The sequence below is a fragment of the Deltaproteobacteria bacterium genome (genome assembly GCA_011773515.1).
Taxonomy (GTDB): Bacteria; Desulfobacterota; Deferrimicrobia; order J040; family J040; genus WVXK01.
Genome location: WVXK01000062.1, coordinates 182,480 through 198,712 on the forward strand (window position 1 = coordinate 182,480; position 16,233 = coordinate 198,712).

Below are 16,233 nucleotides of genomic sequence, written 5' to 3' on the forward strand. Positions count from 1 at the left end.
CGCGGCCGAATCACCCGGCCGATGAGGACTTATCGTTAGTCACATGAACCGTTTGCGAGGAGACGGGGAGGTGCATACAGACAGGTAATGCGATAGAAATATGCGGCGTGACACCCGCGAAGGCCAGACCAGCAGGGAGCCACTGATTGCCCGGAGGGTCGAGAATGCAAAATGCCCAGGTCGCCGGAAAAAAACGATCAACCTTGGAACTTACATGCGGGAGAGATAAAGTCCTTCAAGGGAACGCTCACTCCTTGACTTTTTCCAGAATGTACCCATCCTTTGAATCAATCACACTGTATCCGAGCGATTTTATTTCGGCGCGCAAAAGGTCAGCCTCATCATACCGCCTGTTCTTTCTCGCCCGGGCTCTTCTTTCGGCTATTTCCCGCGCTTTCAGGAAATCCTCGTCACGCTCCGACTCTTTCTCTTCGCTTTTCTCAAAGAGGTCGAGCCCCAGAACGACATCCCATTTCCTGAGAAGATAAACCTTTTCAGCCTCGCCGAGATCTGACCTGAACATTTTCCAGACCGTGGCGAGGGCCTTTGGAATATTCAAGTCGCTTTCCAGGGCACCCTGGAATTCCCCCTCGAACTCCCGCGCACGCGCGCCCGGCCGATCACACATGCCATGTTCCTCGAAAAGAGAAAGGGCCTGACTCTTCAATCGCGAGCGGGCCTTCCTCGCTCCCTCCTGAGCCTCCATGGTGAAATTCATCACCGTCTTGTAATGAGCGTTGAGACAGAGGTACCGGAAATCCATCGGCGAAAATCCGCGCTCCTCGAGATCGTCGAGGGTGTACTCATTACCGGCAGATTTGGACATTTTCTTTCCGTTGACCAGGAGATGGCCTCCGTGAACCCAGTACCGGGCAAAATTCCCCCCCACTGCGCACCGCGCCTGCGCAATCTCATTCTCGTGGTGCGGAAAAACAAGGTCAATGCCGCCGAGGTGAACATCGAACTCCTTTCCGAGATACTTGATGGCCATCGCCGCACACTCGATATGCCATCCCGGGAAGCCCTCTCCCCAGGGGCTTTCCCACTTCAGCTCCCTCCCGGGCTCAGCCTGCTTCCAGAGGGTGAAATCCTCGGGATTTTTTTTGTGATGGTCCGCCTCGCTCCTGTAACCTTCGCGCAGTTGTTCCGGGAGGTTTCTCGAAAGCTTGCCGTAATCGCTGAACCTGCCCACATCGAAATATATGGTCCCTTCCCTTTCGTAGGTGAAACCCTTCAAAACGAGTTTCGAAACCAGTTCGATCATCTCTTCGATGTGGTCACTAGCCCGCGGGTAGAGGTCGGCAGGAGCAATTCCCATCCTCCCCTCATCCCGCAGAAAGGCTGCCGTAAAATAACCCGCTATTTCCTCCGGCGTTTTTCGTGCTGCACGGGCTGCGGCGATCACCTTGTCCTCACCGCGCTCGAGCATCTCCTGGCGCATATGTCCCACATCGGTTATGTTTTTCACATGGTAAACCGTGTAGGAAAGATAGCGGAGCACACGCACCAGGATATCCGACATGAGGTAGGTCCTCAAATTACCGATGTGAGCGTACCGGTACACGGTGGGGCCACAGGTATAGATCTTCACGATGGAGGGATCAAGAGGGGTAAAAGGGACTACATTTCGTTCGGTAGTGCTGTAAATATGAAGGGCCATGGGTTTTACCCGACAAGCCCCCTATGCGGTTCAATACTCCCAGAGGGCACTGTCTATTTCATCCTGTATCATCTGGATGTGTTTTTTTTCTTCCTCGGCCAGGAAGCGGAAAAGCTCCTTTACGCTCTCGTCTTCAAACCTTTCGGCTGCTTCCCGGTACTTTTTGTATGCCCATTTCTCCCTCTCGAGTGCATCAAAGAGAACTGCTGATGGGTCGTAATCCATGATAACCTCCCCGTTTGATATCCGTCAGACCGCTTTTTTCCGGTAGTCTTCGATCGCAGCCTTCACCGCTTCTTCCGCCATGACAGAACAGTGAATCTTTGCAGGGGGGAGCCCGTCGAGCGCCTCTGCAACATTCTCGTTCGTGATGGTGAGCACTTCGTCGACGGTTTTCCCCTTGATTATCTCGGTGAGCATGCTGCTCGACGCAATGGCAGCACCACACCCGAAAGTCATGAACTTGGCATCGGTAACGACATTGTCCTCAACCTTGATAAAGAGTCGCATCATGTCGCCACATGCCGGATTGCCAACCTCGCCAACACCGCTTGCATCATCGATTTCACCGACGTTTCTCGGGTTCATGAAGTGATCCATCACCTTCTCGCTGTAGGGTCCAATAGACATACCGTTACCTCCTAACTCCCCCGCTTTTCAAGTAATCGGAATAGGATGGCGATATCTCCCAGAGTCTCTGCACTATTCCCGGCATAATTTCCAGCACGTAGTCAACCTCATCAGGACGATTCCACTTTCCCATACTGAAGGTTATGGAGCCGGTGCAGATATCCGACGGAACACCGATGGCCTTCAGCACATGGGAGGCTACGAGGTCTTCCTCATCCTGGGCTTTCAGGTTCGAGCTGCACGCAGAGCCGCTCGCGGCCATTACGCCGTTGATGTTCAGGTATATGAGGAGCGATTCCCCCTCCGCAAACTCAATCCAGAAGCTCACGTGACCCGGAAGCCGGCTCACCTCGTGCCCGGTAAAGTGGATGTGGCTGATCCTGTTTTTGAGCCCCTCTCTCAGCTGCTGTTCGAGGTCTCTCAGCCGAAGGGCATCCTCCTCCATCTCATCCATGGCAATTTCGGCAGCCTTTCCAAAACCGACTATTCCGGTAACGTTTTCGGTACCGGCCCTCAAACCACCCTCCTGGAAGCCCCCTTCTTGAAGGGGGGCGATACGGGTACCCTTTCTCACGAACAGCGCGCCGGCTCCCTTCGGCCCGTAAAAGTTGTGAGCCGACAGGGTGAGAAGATCTGCTCCCATCCTCTCCACGTCCACGGGTATGTGGCCGGCAGAAGCGGTTGCATCACAGTGGAAATAGACATCCTTCTCCCTCGCGACGGCTCCAACCTCTAAAACGGGCATAATGGTCCCGATTTCCGAATTTGCGTGCATGACCGAGATGAGGATCGTGTCATCCCTGACAGACTGTCTTAACTCCTCCGGATCTATGAGGCCGTGCCGGTCAACGGGAAGGTAGGTAATCTCGTACCCTTCATTTATCAGCGGAATGAGGGCATTGAGAACGGAGAAATGCTCCACCTCGGATACGATGATGTGCATCCCCTTTTTTTTCATCGCCCCGGCAACACCCTTTACGGCAAGGTTGTTGGACTCGGTCGCCCCGGACGTGAAAACCACCTCTTCGGGAGTTGCGTGAATCAAACCGGCAACCTTCTCCCTTGCCCCCTCGATGGCTCTCAACGCCAGCTGTCCCTGCTCGTGAATATGCGAGCTCGGGTTACCGTACTGACCCACGAAGAAGGGCAGCAGCGCATCGAGCACGTCCGGGTGAAGGGGCGTGGTGGAAATATGGTCGAAAAAAACTTTTTTCATGATTCCTCAGGGGGCCGGTTTCTTTCTCTACTCATCCTCCGAGACCCCGAATTCCTCCATTTTTTTCTTGACCAGTGCAATGTGTTTTTCCTCCTCATCAGCCAGGAATTTGAACATTTTCTTTATGGATTGGAGTTCTGCTTCTTCCGAGGCTTTCAGGTAATCGTTGTAGTTTTTCTTCTCCAGCGAAAGAGCCATCCTCAACACCTTGGAGATCTCCTCTTTCGGCATGTGCCACCTCCCCATTCATATTTAATGATGTACCATTTAATTTTCAGTTTCAATCATAATAGCAGAATACGACAACACCCCGCATGGCACGATCATTTTCCATCCCCTCACCTTCCGGCGTGCTACAATATAAAATTTAAGTCGATACCAAACCGTGTGAGGTCAGGGTGAGCCAGAAAACCACAGTTGTGATCGCCGCTCTTATCGTAGCAATCGCAGGCGGATACATTTTTCTCAAACAGCGGCCCTTGATGATAGGGTCTCCCGGTAAAGAGTCCCGTGGGGGGCATCCACCGGTACTTGCCCCCCGGTTCGAATTGGAGGATATATCCGGGGAAAAGATAAACCTCGCAGACTTCCAGGGGAAAGCGGTGGTGCTGAACTTTTTTGCCACCTGGTGCCCGCCCTGCCAGAGCGAGATACCGGGATTTGTGAACATATACAAAGAATACAAGAGCCAGGGGCTCGAAATAATCGGGATCTCCCTGGACAATGACCCGGAAACCGTTCTCCCCGAATTCATAAGCGAATACAAAATTCCCTACACCGTTGCGATAGGCTCACGGGACATGATCAGCATGTACGGGGGCTTGAAGTCATTACCCACAACCATTTTCATCAATAGAAAAGGCGAGATAACAAACGTTCACATGGGATTTTTGGACGAAACGACCTTCGAGGAAGAGGCGAAAAAGATCCTCTGATGACCGGTTACACAATAGCTCGAGGCTTTACAGGACCATTTCCCCGGAAATAGCGCGAAAACGCATTCCTTTTCCTTTCCATCTCGAAATCGCCACGGGAACCGGGTGCGTCCAGCGCCGCAGAGGGCAGGCAACTGCCGCAAATGTCGTTTATACCGATTCGACTCTTTCCACCGACGGGATCTCTTCCTTCAGCGCGACTTCGATACCATTTTTCAGGGTGAGCGATGCCATCGGACAGCCTCCACAGGCTCCTGTCAGCCGAAGTTTGACCACGCCCTCTTCTACATCGACCAGTTCGACATCACCACCGTCTGCCTGAAGAGCCGGCCTTACCTTCTCGAGAACTCTTTCCACTGCCTCACGCATAGTATAATCCTCCTTTTTCACTATATTATATCATTTACCGATGTCTGTTTTTCCGTGTCATTGTGAGCACGTACGTTTGATGTCTCTTTGAGATGGAAGATTCAGTCCGCTGCAACGATCTCGATCCCTGCCTTTTTGAGCATGCTCTTCACCACTTTGTACCTGTTCGTTTCGATCCTCAGTACAAGGATTTTCATGTCAGGGTCATCGGCGGAAGCCGTTACGACCGAAACGATGTTGACATCAAACTCACTCAGAAGCTTCGCCACCTTGAACATCTGGCCCGACGTGTTCGGCAGTGCAACCTCGACCCTGTATCCCGGCCTGTTGATGCCCATGGCATCAAGAAACGCGTCGAGAATATCAGTCTCGGTCAATATGCCGACCAGCTTTCCGTCCTCCACAACGGGCAGTGCGCCGATCTTTTTTTCCCTCATGATCAGCGCCGCCTCCTCAACGGAAGTTCCCGGTGAAACCGTGTAGGGTTTCTTGGTCATGATCTGTTTGATCTTGATCTTGTCAAGAAGATAGTATATCTCCCGTATCTCCAGAGACGTTGCCGGGGAAGGCGATGCTGCCTTTATATCCCTGTCGGAAACTATCCCGACGAGATTTTCTCCCTTCCTGAGGACAGGAAGGTGTCGTATCCCCTTTTCCTTGAGAAGGTCAATCCCCTTTTTCATTGAGTCCTCTTCATCGACCCATACGGGGTTTTTCCGCATTCTTCTGGCTACTATCATCTGATACCTCCGGAATTGTTTTGCCGCAAGCCATTTGGAAGTTTACTGCCATGCCAATTACCAGGCAAGCGCAAGTTCATCGCTCCATGAAATAATTTCTGGTCAGGAGGAAAAGATCCTCTTTTGACACAGCGGACATGAGCGACACCTTCAGGTTTTCCCCCGTTTCGAACACCACGAATGAAACCTCCTCTTTCATGCCGGACAGAAGTGTTGCGGCATCGAGAAAGTCTTTCCTGGCCGAGGCACTCTTACCTCCCAGAGAATAGACACAGAGGAGATAGAGATTCCTCTGGTAATAGAAGGGGACAAATGCACCCTTTACACTCCTTGTTTTGACCCGATGGAGAGAGAGGTATGTAAAACCTTCCTCCGGCAAAGCGAAAGAGGAGCCGAGGAGAGAAAGGATCTCTCTCTCGAGCTCTTTTTTTTCACGAGTCGCCGGATTTTTCTGCGACTTGTACGTGAGTTTTTCAAAATACCTGAACTGCTCATCCAGGACCTTTTCTCCCCGAACCTCATTGGACTTCATCATCATTCTCGCAGTAATCAGCCCGATGAGGGCAGTGAGAAAGAGAAAAACAACTACCCTCGGTATCCTTTCTCTCTTGCGATTCATTCGACACGCACCTGCATCACAAACCCGTCAACGCTATTGCTCGAGAATATGTATTCTATTATCTTCCAATCGCTCAAACAACTCTACCCCATTCAAACCTGAAGGATAACACAGTGGGGAGCTCACATTTCCTGAAACGGGCAGCGATCATGCCGAGCTCTGAGATTTCTGCGCCCAATGCACACCGTGCTGGGGGATCAAACAGTGGATACGTTACCGGGATGGTGGGGCATAAAACACTGAGCACAAACCTTTTCTCCCCTGCCGAGGGAAGGGACTGTGCCTGGAACCTTTGCCGGATGCTCCTGCAAAAAGCCGAAATAATTCCCTCCTCCCGTTTGATTCGATGCTACAATATCCTTTAATACGGGGGGAATTCAGCGCTTTCCGGAAAACTAACACGTGACCGATAAACAGACAATAGAGGACCTTAAGACCGAACTCATCGAATGCTTCGACTCAGGCGAATCCTTCCTCCATCTCGGGATGAGCCTGAAACGTCTCCTCCGGTTCCAGCTCGCCATCTTTTTCGAAATCGACTGGAAGACAACAAGCCTCGTTCCTCTAAACTTTTTTCCCTCGGCCACGCGGAAAGTTCTGAAGCTCCAGAACCTCTCGATTCCATTTGACAGCTCAATTATAGATATCTTTTCCAAAAGCTGGATTCCGCTCAGGAAAGCAGGTGAGCGGTCAGGTCTCATGAGCAGAGCGATCGATGAACTTCCCGAACCCTTCGTGCTTTTTCCCTTGAAAGTGAAACAGCGGGTTCTCTGCGCAATCGGCCTGTCCGGGCTCAAATACAAGAAGGAAAAAGACCTGGATGATCTCTCGGAGCTCTTCCGGCAACTTTCCCCGGTGCTCGAAAAAAACATGGTAATCGACAAATCGGTGAGGCGAAACCAGCGACTCGAGACGATCATCGGGCAGGGGCCCACCACATATTTCATCGTGAACAGGACAGGCCATATAAATGATTTTCTCCCCTGCAATAAAAATTTTCTCGGATACACCCCGGAAAATGTGGTCAGAGAACCCCTGTCATTGCTCTTTCCCATGGGAAAACCGATACTGAAAGCCATCTGGAAACAGGTAAGAAGCAACAACAACCGGGTTTGGGGGCTGGTGAACCTTTCAAATGGCAGGAAAAACCTTGCTTCCCTCACCGTGGAAAAAGTGCTGCTCAAGTACACCCTTCAGAAAGAGTATTACCTCGTGGGCATCGAATCGGTGGAAAGTGAACTCCTGGGAAGTACTTCCTCTGAAAAGACCCCCCTGGCAAAACAAAAGGACGGTTGTTCTGTCATTCGGGTGCATATCTGCCCCGAAAACTTGCGCTGTGTAAGAAGGTGCGGAAAAATGGCAGAATACTCGGGGGAAGGGGCGTTTATCGTCGACATCGCCACATTCAAGGATGAGCGGTGCGCCCCCGAGAACAACTGCCTCATCGAATATCTCTCAGTAGGTAATCACCCTCATACCGAAGTCGCGATAGAGTAAACCCCTCAAACCCAGGTCAACCTCTCCATCAACGAACAGGATATCCCGCTCACCCCCCGTGGACTCCTTCTTCAGAGCAAAACCCGAGGCTCTCAAGGTGTAACCCTTATCTTTCCCGCCGCTGATAATCTCATTCTCGTAGAGTGAATACTCTACCCCGGCAAGCTTTAACAACCGGGGAATAATGGTGGCGTACGAGCTGTTTGCCTCGACATGTATGATCCTGTACCCCTCTTTTACCAGCAGATCGGTAATCGGCTCGGCAAACCTCTCGGGATCGAGAATATACGGCTGTTTTTTCGCCCAGAAAACGAGATCTGGCTTTATGGTCAGGGTAAATGCGCCTTCCTTTCCCTTTATCGAAATCTTGTGTGACCTGCTGGAGCGAACACCAGCAGCATCGAGGATATACTTTGCTCCATCAGGGAGCATTTCCGGCACTTTTTCCCTGTCATAGTTATCCTCGGTCGCCTCTGCGTAGTAGGAGACGACATAGCCCTCTCCTATGGACCTGTCCACGTAATAGGGAATCACCAGTACCCCCGTTTTGAGGCAGTAGGCGTAAATGCTCGATTGAATCGGGGACAGCGAGGGCAGGTGAAGTCTCTTGATTGCATTCACTTCTCCCTTCAGTAAACTGTCATTCTCCCGGAGCGCGATCAGGTCGGCGTTGATGGAGACGGACACTTTATCGCCTATGACCAGCTGGGTCGTTCTCCCATCCTTTACCGAATAGTATCCCCCGGCTTTCAACAGGTTTTCCAGGAAGGCATCGATACCTTTCTCGCTGTCGTGCCTCAGGACGGCGTATCCCATCCACTTATCCCGAAGAACCCTTTCAACTTCCCGGGGGATGGAGCCCCAGAGGTCCAGTATTACATTTCTTCCATTCGAGAATCTTGCAATGGGATACTTTTCCATGTTGAGCACGAGTTCTCCCCCCCCGTCGAGGGGAACATACATTTCGCCCGAAAGTATCAGCTTTTCACCGAGCGCCGAGAGCAGGTCGCTGAAGAGGCCCCTTTGCTTTGGAAGGGACATCTGAAAATCGGGGCGCTGCGACCCGTGCGGTCGGGTGGATGTAATCGTGCCGGCATCGACATCCCCCTTCGTTGCCATTTCTTTCTCAAATACCTTCTCGGGATATGCCCGTTCGACCTCCAGGGTCCCCTTATCTCCCTCTGCGGGCCGATCGAGCACCGGCTTTTCCGGGGACAGATCTTCCGTCTCAGACTCACCCCTTACCTTTTCATCTCCGACAACGGCGGCATCGAGACTGCCCGCAATCTCCTTCTCGTCGTCACGTAAATCAGCCTGAGCCTCTCCCGCCACCTCTTCCATGCGGGCAAAAGTGGGTTCCCGCTCACTCCCGTCTTCCAGAAAATAGCTGTAGTTCGGAAGATAGAATTTCTGCCCGGGATAAATCCAGTCGGGATTTTTCAAAAAGGGGTTTAATTCCCTGACCTCTTCGATATATTTCAGCATCTCCCTGGTGCTTCTGAACTCGCCGGGCGCAGTCCTCCACAAAATATCGCCTGAAGTCACCGTGTATTCAAATATCTTCCCCTGCCGGACCATACTTTCCAAAAGATTTTTTTTCCCCAGGGTTCCAACATTCATGGGGAGTTTTACGCGGCTCTCTCTCTTGATCAGAGAGGGATTCGCAATGCCGGGGTTTGCCTTCTCGAACGCTTCGACGAACAGGGAAAACTCACTCTTTCTGCCACCGAGCTTATCGGTAAATATTTTCCACAAAGAATCTCCCTTTTCCATCCTGTACACTTCGAAAAACTTTATCTGCTTTCCTGCTTTTTCGGCAATCACCCGTTTTTCAAGATATATTTTCGGTCTTCCTGCGCTTTCCTTTGCCGCCAGCGCAAGGCTGTGGCTTCCTGACAGAACGGCGAGGATCAAGAGAAGGGCAATATGACGGTTCACATGATTCTCCTTCAAAAACTGTAGTCGGGAAAGGTACATTCTCCGGCATGCACACCGATGGTCTTGTACATTTTGGGGCTCACCCAGGGATCTTCGAGAATGCCGTCATGTATCGACCAGGATCTTCCCCTCACGGTTTTCTCCATCCCCTTTTTTCTGAAAGGCGTGGACCCGTCAAGTCTTTCGAAAAGAGTCCCCCCGGGTTGAAACTCCCGGTGAATGTACTTCATTCTCTCTTTCCCTTTTATGTGCGCAAATCCGTATTTTTCGTATATTATAGCGCTGTAGTATCCGAGGGGCTCCAGAAAAAAATAGCGGTGGCCCATCTTCGAAAAGAAGTCATCCCATATCGAAACGAGCTGTCTCATGAGCCTGAGCCCCTTCCTGACCTGTCCCGGGGCGAGGCCGGCCTCCATCGCCCTTATCTCCTCGGGAACGTTTCGCCGGACCGTTCCGAAATACGTTTCCCTCCCCGCATCATCCACATCGATGTTGTAGCGTTCAGATTCGGGGTCGTTAACAACGATGAAAGATATTTCCATCTGGCCGAAGGATGTGGTTGAAATGTCCAGAAACATCACCGGGTCTCTGTCGTCGGGATCCCTCCACAACTCTACCTGGAAAAAGGGCATCTTCCGCGGGTTTGTAAATTTCACGCACTCTTTGCCGTGAGGGTTTTTAAAGGTCCTCCTGTCGATAGAATAGGTACCGAAAAGTATATCGGGAATAAGGGGCAGCAAAAAGTCCCTTCTCTCTATTTCCGGCATACTGTTGATGTCGAAGGCTGTCTGCGGCATTGAACCCGGTTTAAAACTTCTTGGTCTTCAAGCCATCGAGGGAATCGAACAGGCTGTGGCGTATATCCAGGACAGGCGAGCCATCCACGGCGTCGAGATGGACTACGTGCAGGATATTCTTTTCGATACCCACTACCTCTACCGGGCAGATGCCGACCGGGTTTGGCCTGTCGGGACCCCTCGTTCCAAAAACTCCCTTTTTCCTGTTCCTGTTCCAGAGGGTTGTCCTTTTTGCCCGGCCCATCCAGTAGAGGATATCAAGAATGTCCCCGATACGTATTCCCTCAACACCCTTTTCGTATTCCTGAAATAGCTCCACGCGTGATGCTTCGCTGCTGAGAAAACCCTGCTTTGGAGCTTCTTTTCTCGATGGAAAAGGAGACCTGATGATCCCGATAGGCCTGATGTAAATTTCTCTCTTGTCACCACCCATATTCAATCTTCGTAGAGACTGTCGAGCAGGCGGCCGTATTTTTCCACGACAACTTTTCTCTTCACCTTGAGCGTTGGAGTAAGCTCGCCTGTTTCCTGGGAAAAGTCGTCGGGGAGGATAAGGAACCTCTTTACCGTCTCGAAGGATGCAAGCTTCGCGTTCACTTTGTCGACGCTTTTTTGAATCAAGTCGTTAACCTCCCTCCCGGTGGCGAGATCCTCATAGCTGTCGTATTGAATGCCCTGCTCCCTCGCCCAGGCCTCGATCTCTTCCCTGTTGAGGGTCATGAGCGCAACAAGGAACTTCTTTCTGTCTCCGTAAATGAAGGACTGGGAAACGAAGTTATCCATCTTGAGGAGATTTTCTATGTTTGCAGGAGGTATGTTCTTTCCCGATGCCGTTACGAGAATATCCTTCTTTCTGTCCGTAATCGTAAGAAAACCATCCTCATCTATCTCGCCGATATCACCCGTCTTCAGCCACCCATCTTCGGTTTTCGCATTTCTCGTGCCCCCGGGGTCATTCAGGTACTCTTTGAAGATGTTCTTTCCCCCGATCAGAATCTCACCATCTTCTACAATCTTGATCTGCACATCCGGGAGCGGCAGACCTACCGTCCCGAATTTAAAATTGTCGAGTCTGTTGACAGAAGCCACCGTCGAGCACTCTGTGAGGCCATATCCCTCCAGGATCAACACATCCATTGCATGAAAAAACTCGGCAATCTCCTTTGCAAGGGGGGCTCCGCCGGAAATGAAAAACCTCAGTCTCCCGCCGATCCTCTCTTTGATCTTGTCGAAAACCAGCTTTTTTGCTACGGCAAACCTGACACCCAGCAGAAAGGGAATGGACTTCTTCTGCTGCCGCAAACGGGACACTTCTATGCCGGTTTCCAGGGCAAATCGGAAGATCTTTTTTTTCAGGGGAGACCCCTTCTCGACCATCTCCATCACCCTGTCATAAAACTTCTCATAGAGCCTCGGGACGCTGACCATGATATGAGGCTTGACCTCGGCCATGTTATCTCCCACGGCCTCCATACTTTCGGCGTAGGCGGAGACCAGATTGGCATCGAAGGAGATGAACTGTTCGATCCTGCCAAGGGTGTGGGCAAAAGGGAGAAAATGGAGCATTATCTCACCCTCCCTTATCTCTGTTGCCCTGATGGAGCAATTGACCATGAACCAAAAATTTTCCTGGGTGGTCACCACACCTTTTGGCGGCCCCGTCGTGCCGGAAGTGTAGATAACGGTTAAATCATCTTCCGGTTTTATCTCCCCGGCGACACGGTCGATAAAATCGGGGTCACGGTTTTGCGCTTCCTCTCCCATCTTCTGAAGCTCATTGAAGGAAATCACATCGGAGGGCTTCATGAGATCTGCTTCAATGGGTGTCATGGAGACGATCCACTTCAGGTCGGGAACGCTCTCCCGTATTGCGTTCACCTTCATCATCTGCTTTGCATCTTCAACGAAGATGGCCTTGGCTTTGCAATCTCCGAGTATGTATTCAACCGTATCGGGGAGGAGTGAGTGATAGATGGGAACGGTGACAAACCCCCCCACGATACAGGCTGCATCGGCGAGAGTCCATTCAACCCTCGTGTAGGACAGAATGCTCACCTTGTCCCCTTTTTCCAGACCGAGCGAATAGAGGCCGGCTGAAAGCAACCTGATAATTTTTCCCGCCTGCGCGCAGGTCATGTCCACCCAGGAATTGTCCCTCTTGTATCGAAACTTCACCTCATTCTTTCTGCTTTCAAGCCTGTCCAAGAACATGCGGGACAGGGTTTCATACCCCATCTGAACCTCCATCCTCCAGTTATTCGCCGTATTCGATTGCCAGGGTCACCGTATTGCTCCGTTTGTTCTTGCTGTTGAGAATCCAGCCGGTATATACCAGCCGCCTTACCTTTTTATCCATATGGGCAGTTTCGGTGAGCGTGAATATGGAATCCCCTTTCATTCTGTCACCGTGGGTCCCGTCATCATACAGGATATCGGTCCCGAATGTTATGTTCCCCGTGTCGATATCCTTTGCATAATAGTAGAGGAGCACCGTCTCACCGACATATTCCTTATTCGAACTGAGATTGAACTCGACGACTTTTATCTCGAGCCTTCCCTGTTCTCCTTTCTCGAGGCGCGTCGGGTACCATATTATCTGGGCAAATATTTCGGAATCGACGTGACAGCTCAGGCAGAGCTTTTTTCCCGTGATTGTTTTCCTCTTGTGGACGGGTATTCTCTCGATAACATCGTGGCAGCTCGTGCATATGATCTTCCCGTCCCTGTCGAGGGGAAGCAGCTTCGTTCCCTCTGACGTCGGTGAAACAACCAGCGTCACCGGATGCTCGTGCTCGTAGTCCTCGTGACACTGGCCGCATATTTTGTCTATTTCCCCTTGAAAAAGCAGGTTTGCCTCCTGCCGGGACACGCCTTCCTCTTCGGGAACCCGGGTGTGACACTTGATGCAGTTTTCCCTTTCGCTGCTATCGTGAAAACCTTTGGGCCCCGATGCGGAAGTTGCGCCGGGGAGAGAAAACAGGCACAGCACTAACAAGAGCAAAAAGGTATTTCTCTCCATCACCTACCCTTTCTCGCCTCTTCTCAAGAGAGACTTTATAAATGGTATCGCATCCTCGAAAGTCACTCTCCCATCCATCAGCAGATTGACCACAGAATCTTCAGGTCCCAGCCTGACATGGGACAGAATTTTCTCCCGCTTCTCCTCCTCGGACTTATCCATCAACAGCTCCATCCGCACAGAAGGAGAAAATACAATGAGGTCAAAGAGGGCTGTTTTTCCCGTATACCCTGTGCCGTCGCAGACTGCACATCCCGTTGGTATGAAGTATTTCAGCTTTCCCAGGAACTGTCCCTTGTCCGATTCTATCATCGCCCGGGAGAGATACATAGATGGGATGGTGGGAAGTTCCTTCTTGCAGACGTCACAGAGAATCCTCACCAGCTTTTGAAACACCAGCGCCTTCATCGACGAGGCAAGCACATAGGGGGAAATCTCCGAATTCACGATTCCCTTCAGGGCATCTTCCAGCGACTGGCTCTGAATCCCTGCGAAAACGCTCATCCTGCTCGAATCGATGCGACCCATTTCACTCATGAGTCTTTCGACGGGAATGTTGTCGTACATCAGAATATCGGGTGAAAGAGTCCTGATAATTTTTTCAATCGACAGGTCCTCTTCCATCATCTTCTTCTCAATCTGTATGAACCCTTCGTTTTTATATCTTATGTCTTCCTCCATCGCCACGATCCGGAAAAATGGGTCCAGGGCGTGCCGGACCATTGAATACAGAGTCGTGGATACGCCATCGTACAGGGGTGAGGCAATCACGTATACCCCTTTTTCCCTGCGTATCATCCCGGTTATCGATTCAAGCTGATCCCCGTCGAATCCAAGATTTTCTAACGAGAGCTTTCCCAGGGCGTTCGGTATCACCTTCACCACCGCCTTTTTTGCACCGGCTCCTGAAATCAGAGCCACCTTGTACATGCCGAATCTCTTTCCTTTCCCCGTCTCGAGAATTCTCTCCTCGATCGTCGCGCTCCCCTTATGGAAGCCGCACAGCTTCTTGAGCCCAGAAAAGACAAACTCCCCTACTTTTTCCTGTGTCTCGAGAAGGATAACGCTCCGGGAATCTTCGCGGCCCTCGATGATGAACTTTCCCAGCACATAGTGGAAGGTCATCACCTCAATGCCCTCGATCCTCGCCATATAAAGTATTTCCGATACGAGGCCGATGCTGTCTCTCGTGCCCAGGAACTTGGCCACGTTGATCTCCTTCGAAAGCTCTCCCGATATGCTCCTCTCGGTTATAAAAACAGGTGGTGGATAGAGTCGCATGAGCGTTTTCTGGAGTGAATCCTTACCCACGAGCGCTACCCTGACCTTTTTTCCCGTCAACCCCTCGATCCGCCGGAACACTCTCGGGCGGAGAGGATTGTGAACACCGACCGTGACGAATTGATCATTCACCGAAAGGGGAATTACCTCTTCCCCCCAAGCGATTTCCGAGGGTATGACTGGAGCCAAGGATACATCCACGTCTCCTTCCTTGAGCACCGCGAAGGGGATGTCAAAGTTTTGAGAAAAGATAAAGGGCAGGGCATCGGCAGAAACAAGCCCCGTCACCATGGCCTCCTCGAGGACATCCCTGCCGCTTCGGAGCGAGGCCTCCACGAGTTGGGAAATGCTTTTTACGTCCAGAAGCTTGAGGGAAACGAGCTTTTCTACTATTTCCTTGCTCTTTTTCATAAACCCGTCCACGCCTCGCTTGCTTTCATACTTAAAAAACTTTATATAAAATTACTAAGGTTGTAAAATCTATTTAATTTCTTGAGCCGAATGACATTTGCTGCGGGATAAATGGCAATGAAAAAGTTTTACCCTCTTGCATTTCCGGTTACCTTTGCCCTGCTCCTCCAGGGTTGTTTCGTAACTACTACGAAATACGATTCAAAAACCAAAGAAGCCGATATGTTGAGAAGCGCCCTCTCAGAGAGCAAGAAAAAAAACAATGCCCTCATTATTGAAATCGAGGAGATCAGCAAAACCGTCGATGCCCTCTCGAGTGAGCTGAACATTACCAAGAGCGAACTTTCAGCGCGGGGAGAAGAGGTCGAAAGGCTGCAGGGAACGGTCGAGGAACTTCAGAAAAGATACGATACCACGAAAATATCGAGGGAAACACTGATAAGCGAACTTCTCGAAAAGGAGAAAAAATACTCTATTCAGATCAAGGAGCTTACGGTGGAAAACTCGAAGCTCGAAAATACGGTGGAAGCGCTGAACGGGGAGGTTGGCGACCTAAAAACCCGTCTTGCATCGGCCGAAGTAAGGAGCAGCGACCTGGAAGAGCTCTCTTCGAAGGTCCACCTCCTCGAAGGGAGAATCGCACGCCTGAAAGAGGAGATCGCTGATTTTCTCCCACTCTCCGGTGTCAGGCAGAAAGGGGCTGCTGCCCTCTCAGAGACTTACTCATCGCGATTCATGGCCAGGGACATCTCCTTTCTCTTCGCCTCCGTACCTTTTGAAGCGGCGCTGGACAGTGACGGGAAAAAACTTTCAGAGGATTTTCACGACTTCCTTTCCACCCTCGTAGAACTCTGTGAGAGCGAAAAAGATTGCAAGATAGACATAATCGCAGCGGGAAGAACCCACGATGGAAGCCTGAAGTTTCTCAACGCCCTGAAGGACAAAGAGCTCGTCCTTATCAAGGCCCTGGAAAGTTTCACTTCATCGCTGGACAAAAAAGCAGATCTCATCAGGCGCAAGGGGCGTGTCACCGTGATCGACAAAATGGGGGAAAAAGAAACGGACCGGGTGGACGTAAACATCTATCTCGTCCGGGAGCAGGCCGGGTAACCCGTCAGCAG

17 protein-coding genes are annotated in these 16,233 nt (G+C 51.1%); 3 read left to right on the plus strand and 14 right to left on the minus strand.

Annotation, left to right across the window (positions count from 1 at the left end):
• Nucleotides 1–247: 247 nt before the first annotated feature.
• Genes GTN70_07660 through GTN70_07680 form a run of 5 tightly spaced genes read right to left on the minus strand, consistent with a single transcriptional unit; the run spans nucleotide 248 to nucleotide 3,737 of the window.
• Nucleotides 248–1,660 carry a cysteine--tRNA ligase gene (locus GTN70_07660; protein NIO16860.1) on the minus strand — a complete coding sequence of 471 codons (1,413 nt, stop codon included), beginning with the start codon at nucleotides 1,658–1,660 and terminating at the stop codon, nucleotides 248–250.
• A gap of 30 nt (nucleotides 1,661–1,690) precedes the next feature.
• Nucleotides 1,691–1,885 (minus strand): hypothetical protein, encoded by a 195-nt coding sequence (locus GTN70_07665; GenBank protein ID NIO16861.1) that lies wholly within the window; start codon nucleotides 1,883–1,885, stop codon nucleotides 1,691–1,693.
• Between the two features lie 24 nt (nucleotides 1,886–1,909).
• The gene (gene nifU, locus GTN70_07670) at nucleotides 1,910–2,290 is read right to left on the minus strand and encodes a Fe-S cluster assembly scaffold protein NifU (GenBank protein ID NIO16862.1); all 381 of its coding nucleotides are present in this window, start codon (nucleotides 2,288–2,290) and stop codon (nucleotides 1,910–1,912) included.
• A gap of 4 nt (nucleotides 2,291–2,294) precedes the next feature.
• Nucleotides 2,295–3,506 carry an aminotransferase class V-fold PLP-dependent enzyme gene (locus GTN70_07675; GenBank protein ID NIO16863.1) on the minus strand — a complete coding sequence of 404 codons (1,212 nt, stop codon included), beginning with the start codon at nucleotides 3,504–3,506 and terminating at the stop codon, nucleotides 2,295–2,297.
• Nucleotides 3,507–3,533: 27 nt separating this feature from the next.
• Nucleotides 3,534–3,737, minus strand: a complete 204-nt coding sequence (locus GTN70_07680) for a hypothetical protein (GenBank protein NIO16864.1) — start codon at nucleotides 3,735–3,737, stop codon at nucleotides 3,534–3,536.
• 167 nt (nucleotides 3,738–3,904) lie between these two features.
• On the opposite strand from GTN70_07680, the gene GTN70_07685 reads away from it, so the two are divergent.
• Nucleotides 3,905–4,441 carry a redoxin domain-containing protein gene (locus tag GTN70_07685; protein ID NIO16865.1) on the plus strand — a complete coding sequence of 179 codons (537 nt, stop codon included), beginning with the start codon at nucleotides 3,905–3,907 and terminating at the stop codon, nucleotides 4,439–4,441.
• A gap of 150 nt (nucleotides 4,442–4,591) precedes the next feature.
• Here the strand turns inward: GTN70_07685 and GTN70_07690 are convergent, their stop codons facing one another.
• From GTN70_07690 to GTN70_07700, 3 genes are all read right to left on the minus strand, one after another.
• Nucleotides 4,592–4,810: a NifU family protein gene (locus GTN70_07690; protein ID NIO16866.1), complete on the minus strand. Its 219-nt coding sequence runs from the start codon at nucleotides 4,808–4,810 to the stop codon at nucleotides 4,592–4,594.
• A gap of 101 nt (nucleotides 4,811–4,911) precedes the next feature.
• Complete coding sequence (locus tag GTN70_07695) at nucleotides 4,912–5,550, minus strand: CBS domain-containing protein (GenBank protein NIO16867.1); 639 nt, start codon at nucleotides 5,548–5,550, stop codon at nucleotides 4,912–4,914.
• 76 nt (nucleotides 5,551–5,626) lie between these two features.
• Nucleotides 5,627–6,169 carry a hypothetical protein gene (locus tag GTN70_07700; protein NIO16868.1) on the minus strand — a complete coding sequence of 181 codons (543 nt, stop codon included), beginning with the start codon at nucleotides 6,167–6,169 and terminating at the stop codon, nucleotides 5,627–5,629.
• 402 nt (nucleotides 6,170–6,571) lie between these two features.
• Between GTN70_07700 and GTN70_07705 the strand changes: the two genes are divergently transcribed.
• Nucleotides 6,572–7,666 carry a hypothetical protein gene (locus GTN70_07705; GenBank protein ID NIO16869.1) on the plus strand — a complete coding sequence of 365 codons (1,095 nt, stop codon included), beginning with the start codon at nucleotides 6,572–6,574 and terminating at the stop codon, nucleotides 7,664–7,666.
• Here the strand turns inward: GTN70_07705 and GTN70_07710 are convergent.
• Genes GTN70_07710 through GTN70_07735 form a run of 6 tightly spaced genes read right to left on the minus strand, consistent with a single transcriptional unit; the run spans nucleotide 7,625 to nucleotide 15,112 of the window.
• The gene (locus tag GTN70_07710; GenBank protein ID NIO16870.1) at nucleotides 7,625–9,604 is read right to left on the minus strand and encodes a LysM peptidoglycan-binding domain-containing protein; all 1,980 of its coding nucleotides are present in this window, start codon (nucleotides 9,602–9,604) and stop codon (nucleotides 7,625–7,627) included. The two genes, GTN70_07705 and GTN70_07710, sit on opposite strands and share 42 nt — an antisense overlap.
• A gap of 11 nt (nucleotides 9,605–9,615) precedes the next feature.
• Nucleotides 9,616–10,401, minus strand: a complete 786-nt coding sequence (locus GTN70_07715) for a hypothetical protein (protein NIO16871.1) — start codon at nucleotides 10,399–10,401, stop codon at nucleotides 9,616–9,618.
• A gap of 10 nt (nucleotides 10,402–10,411) precedes the next feature.
• Nucleotides 10,412–10,834, minus strand: coding sequence for a tRNA (N6-threonylcarbamoyladenosine(37)-N6)-methyltransferase TrmO (gene tsaA / locus GTN70_07720; GenBank protein NIO16872.1), 423 nt, complete (start codon nucleotides 10,832–10,834; stop codon nucleotides 10,412–10,414).
• A gap of 2 nt (nucleotides 10,835–10,836) precedes the next feature.
• Nucleotides 10,837–12,636 (minus strand): AMP-binding protein, encoded by a 1,800-nt coding sequence (locus tag GTN70_07725; protein NIO16873.1) that lies wholly within the window; start codon nucleotides 12,634–12,636, stop codon nucleotides 10,837–10,839.
• A gap of 19 nt (nucleotides 12,637–12,655) precedes the next feature.
• Nucleotides 12,656–13,420 carry a hypothetical protein gene (locus GTN70_07730; protein ID NIO16874.1) on the minus strand — a complete coding sequence of 255 codons (765 nt, stop codon included), beginning with the start codon at nucleotides 13,418–13,420 and terminating at the stop codon, nucleotides 12,656–12,658.
• Nucleotides 13,421–13,423: 3 nt separating this feature from the next.
• A complete protein-coding gene (locus GTN70_07735) occupies nucleotides 13,424–15,112 on the minus strand; it encodes a hypothetical protein (protein NIO16875.1) in 1,689 nt (562 codons plus the stop codon).
• 117 nt (nucleotides 15,113–15,229) lie between these two features.
• Between GTN70_07735 and GTN70_07740 the strand changes: the two genes are divergently transcribed.
• Nucleotides 15,230–16,222 carry a hypothetical protein gene (locus tag GTN70_07740; GenBank protein NIO16876.1) on the plus strand — a complete coding sequence of 331 codons (993 nt, stop codon included), beginning with the start codon at nucleotides 15,230–15,232 and terminating at the stop codon, nucleotides 16,220–16,222.
• The last annotated feature ends 11 nt before the right edge of the window (nucleotides 16,223–16,233 follow it).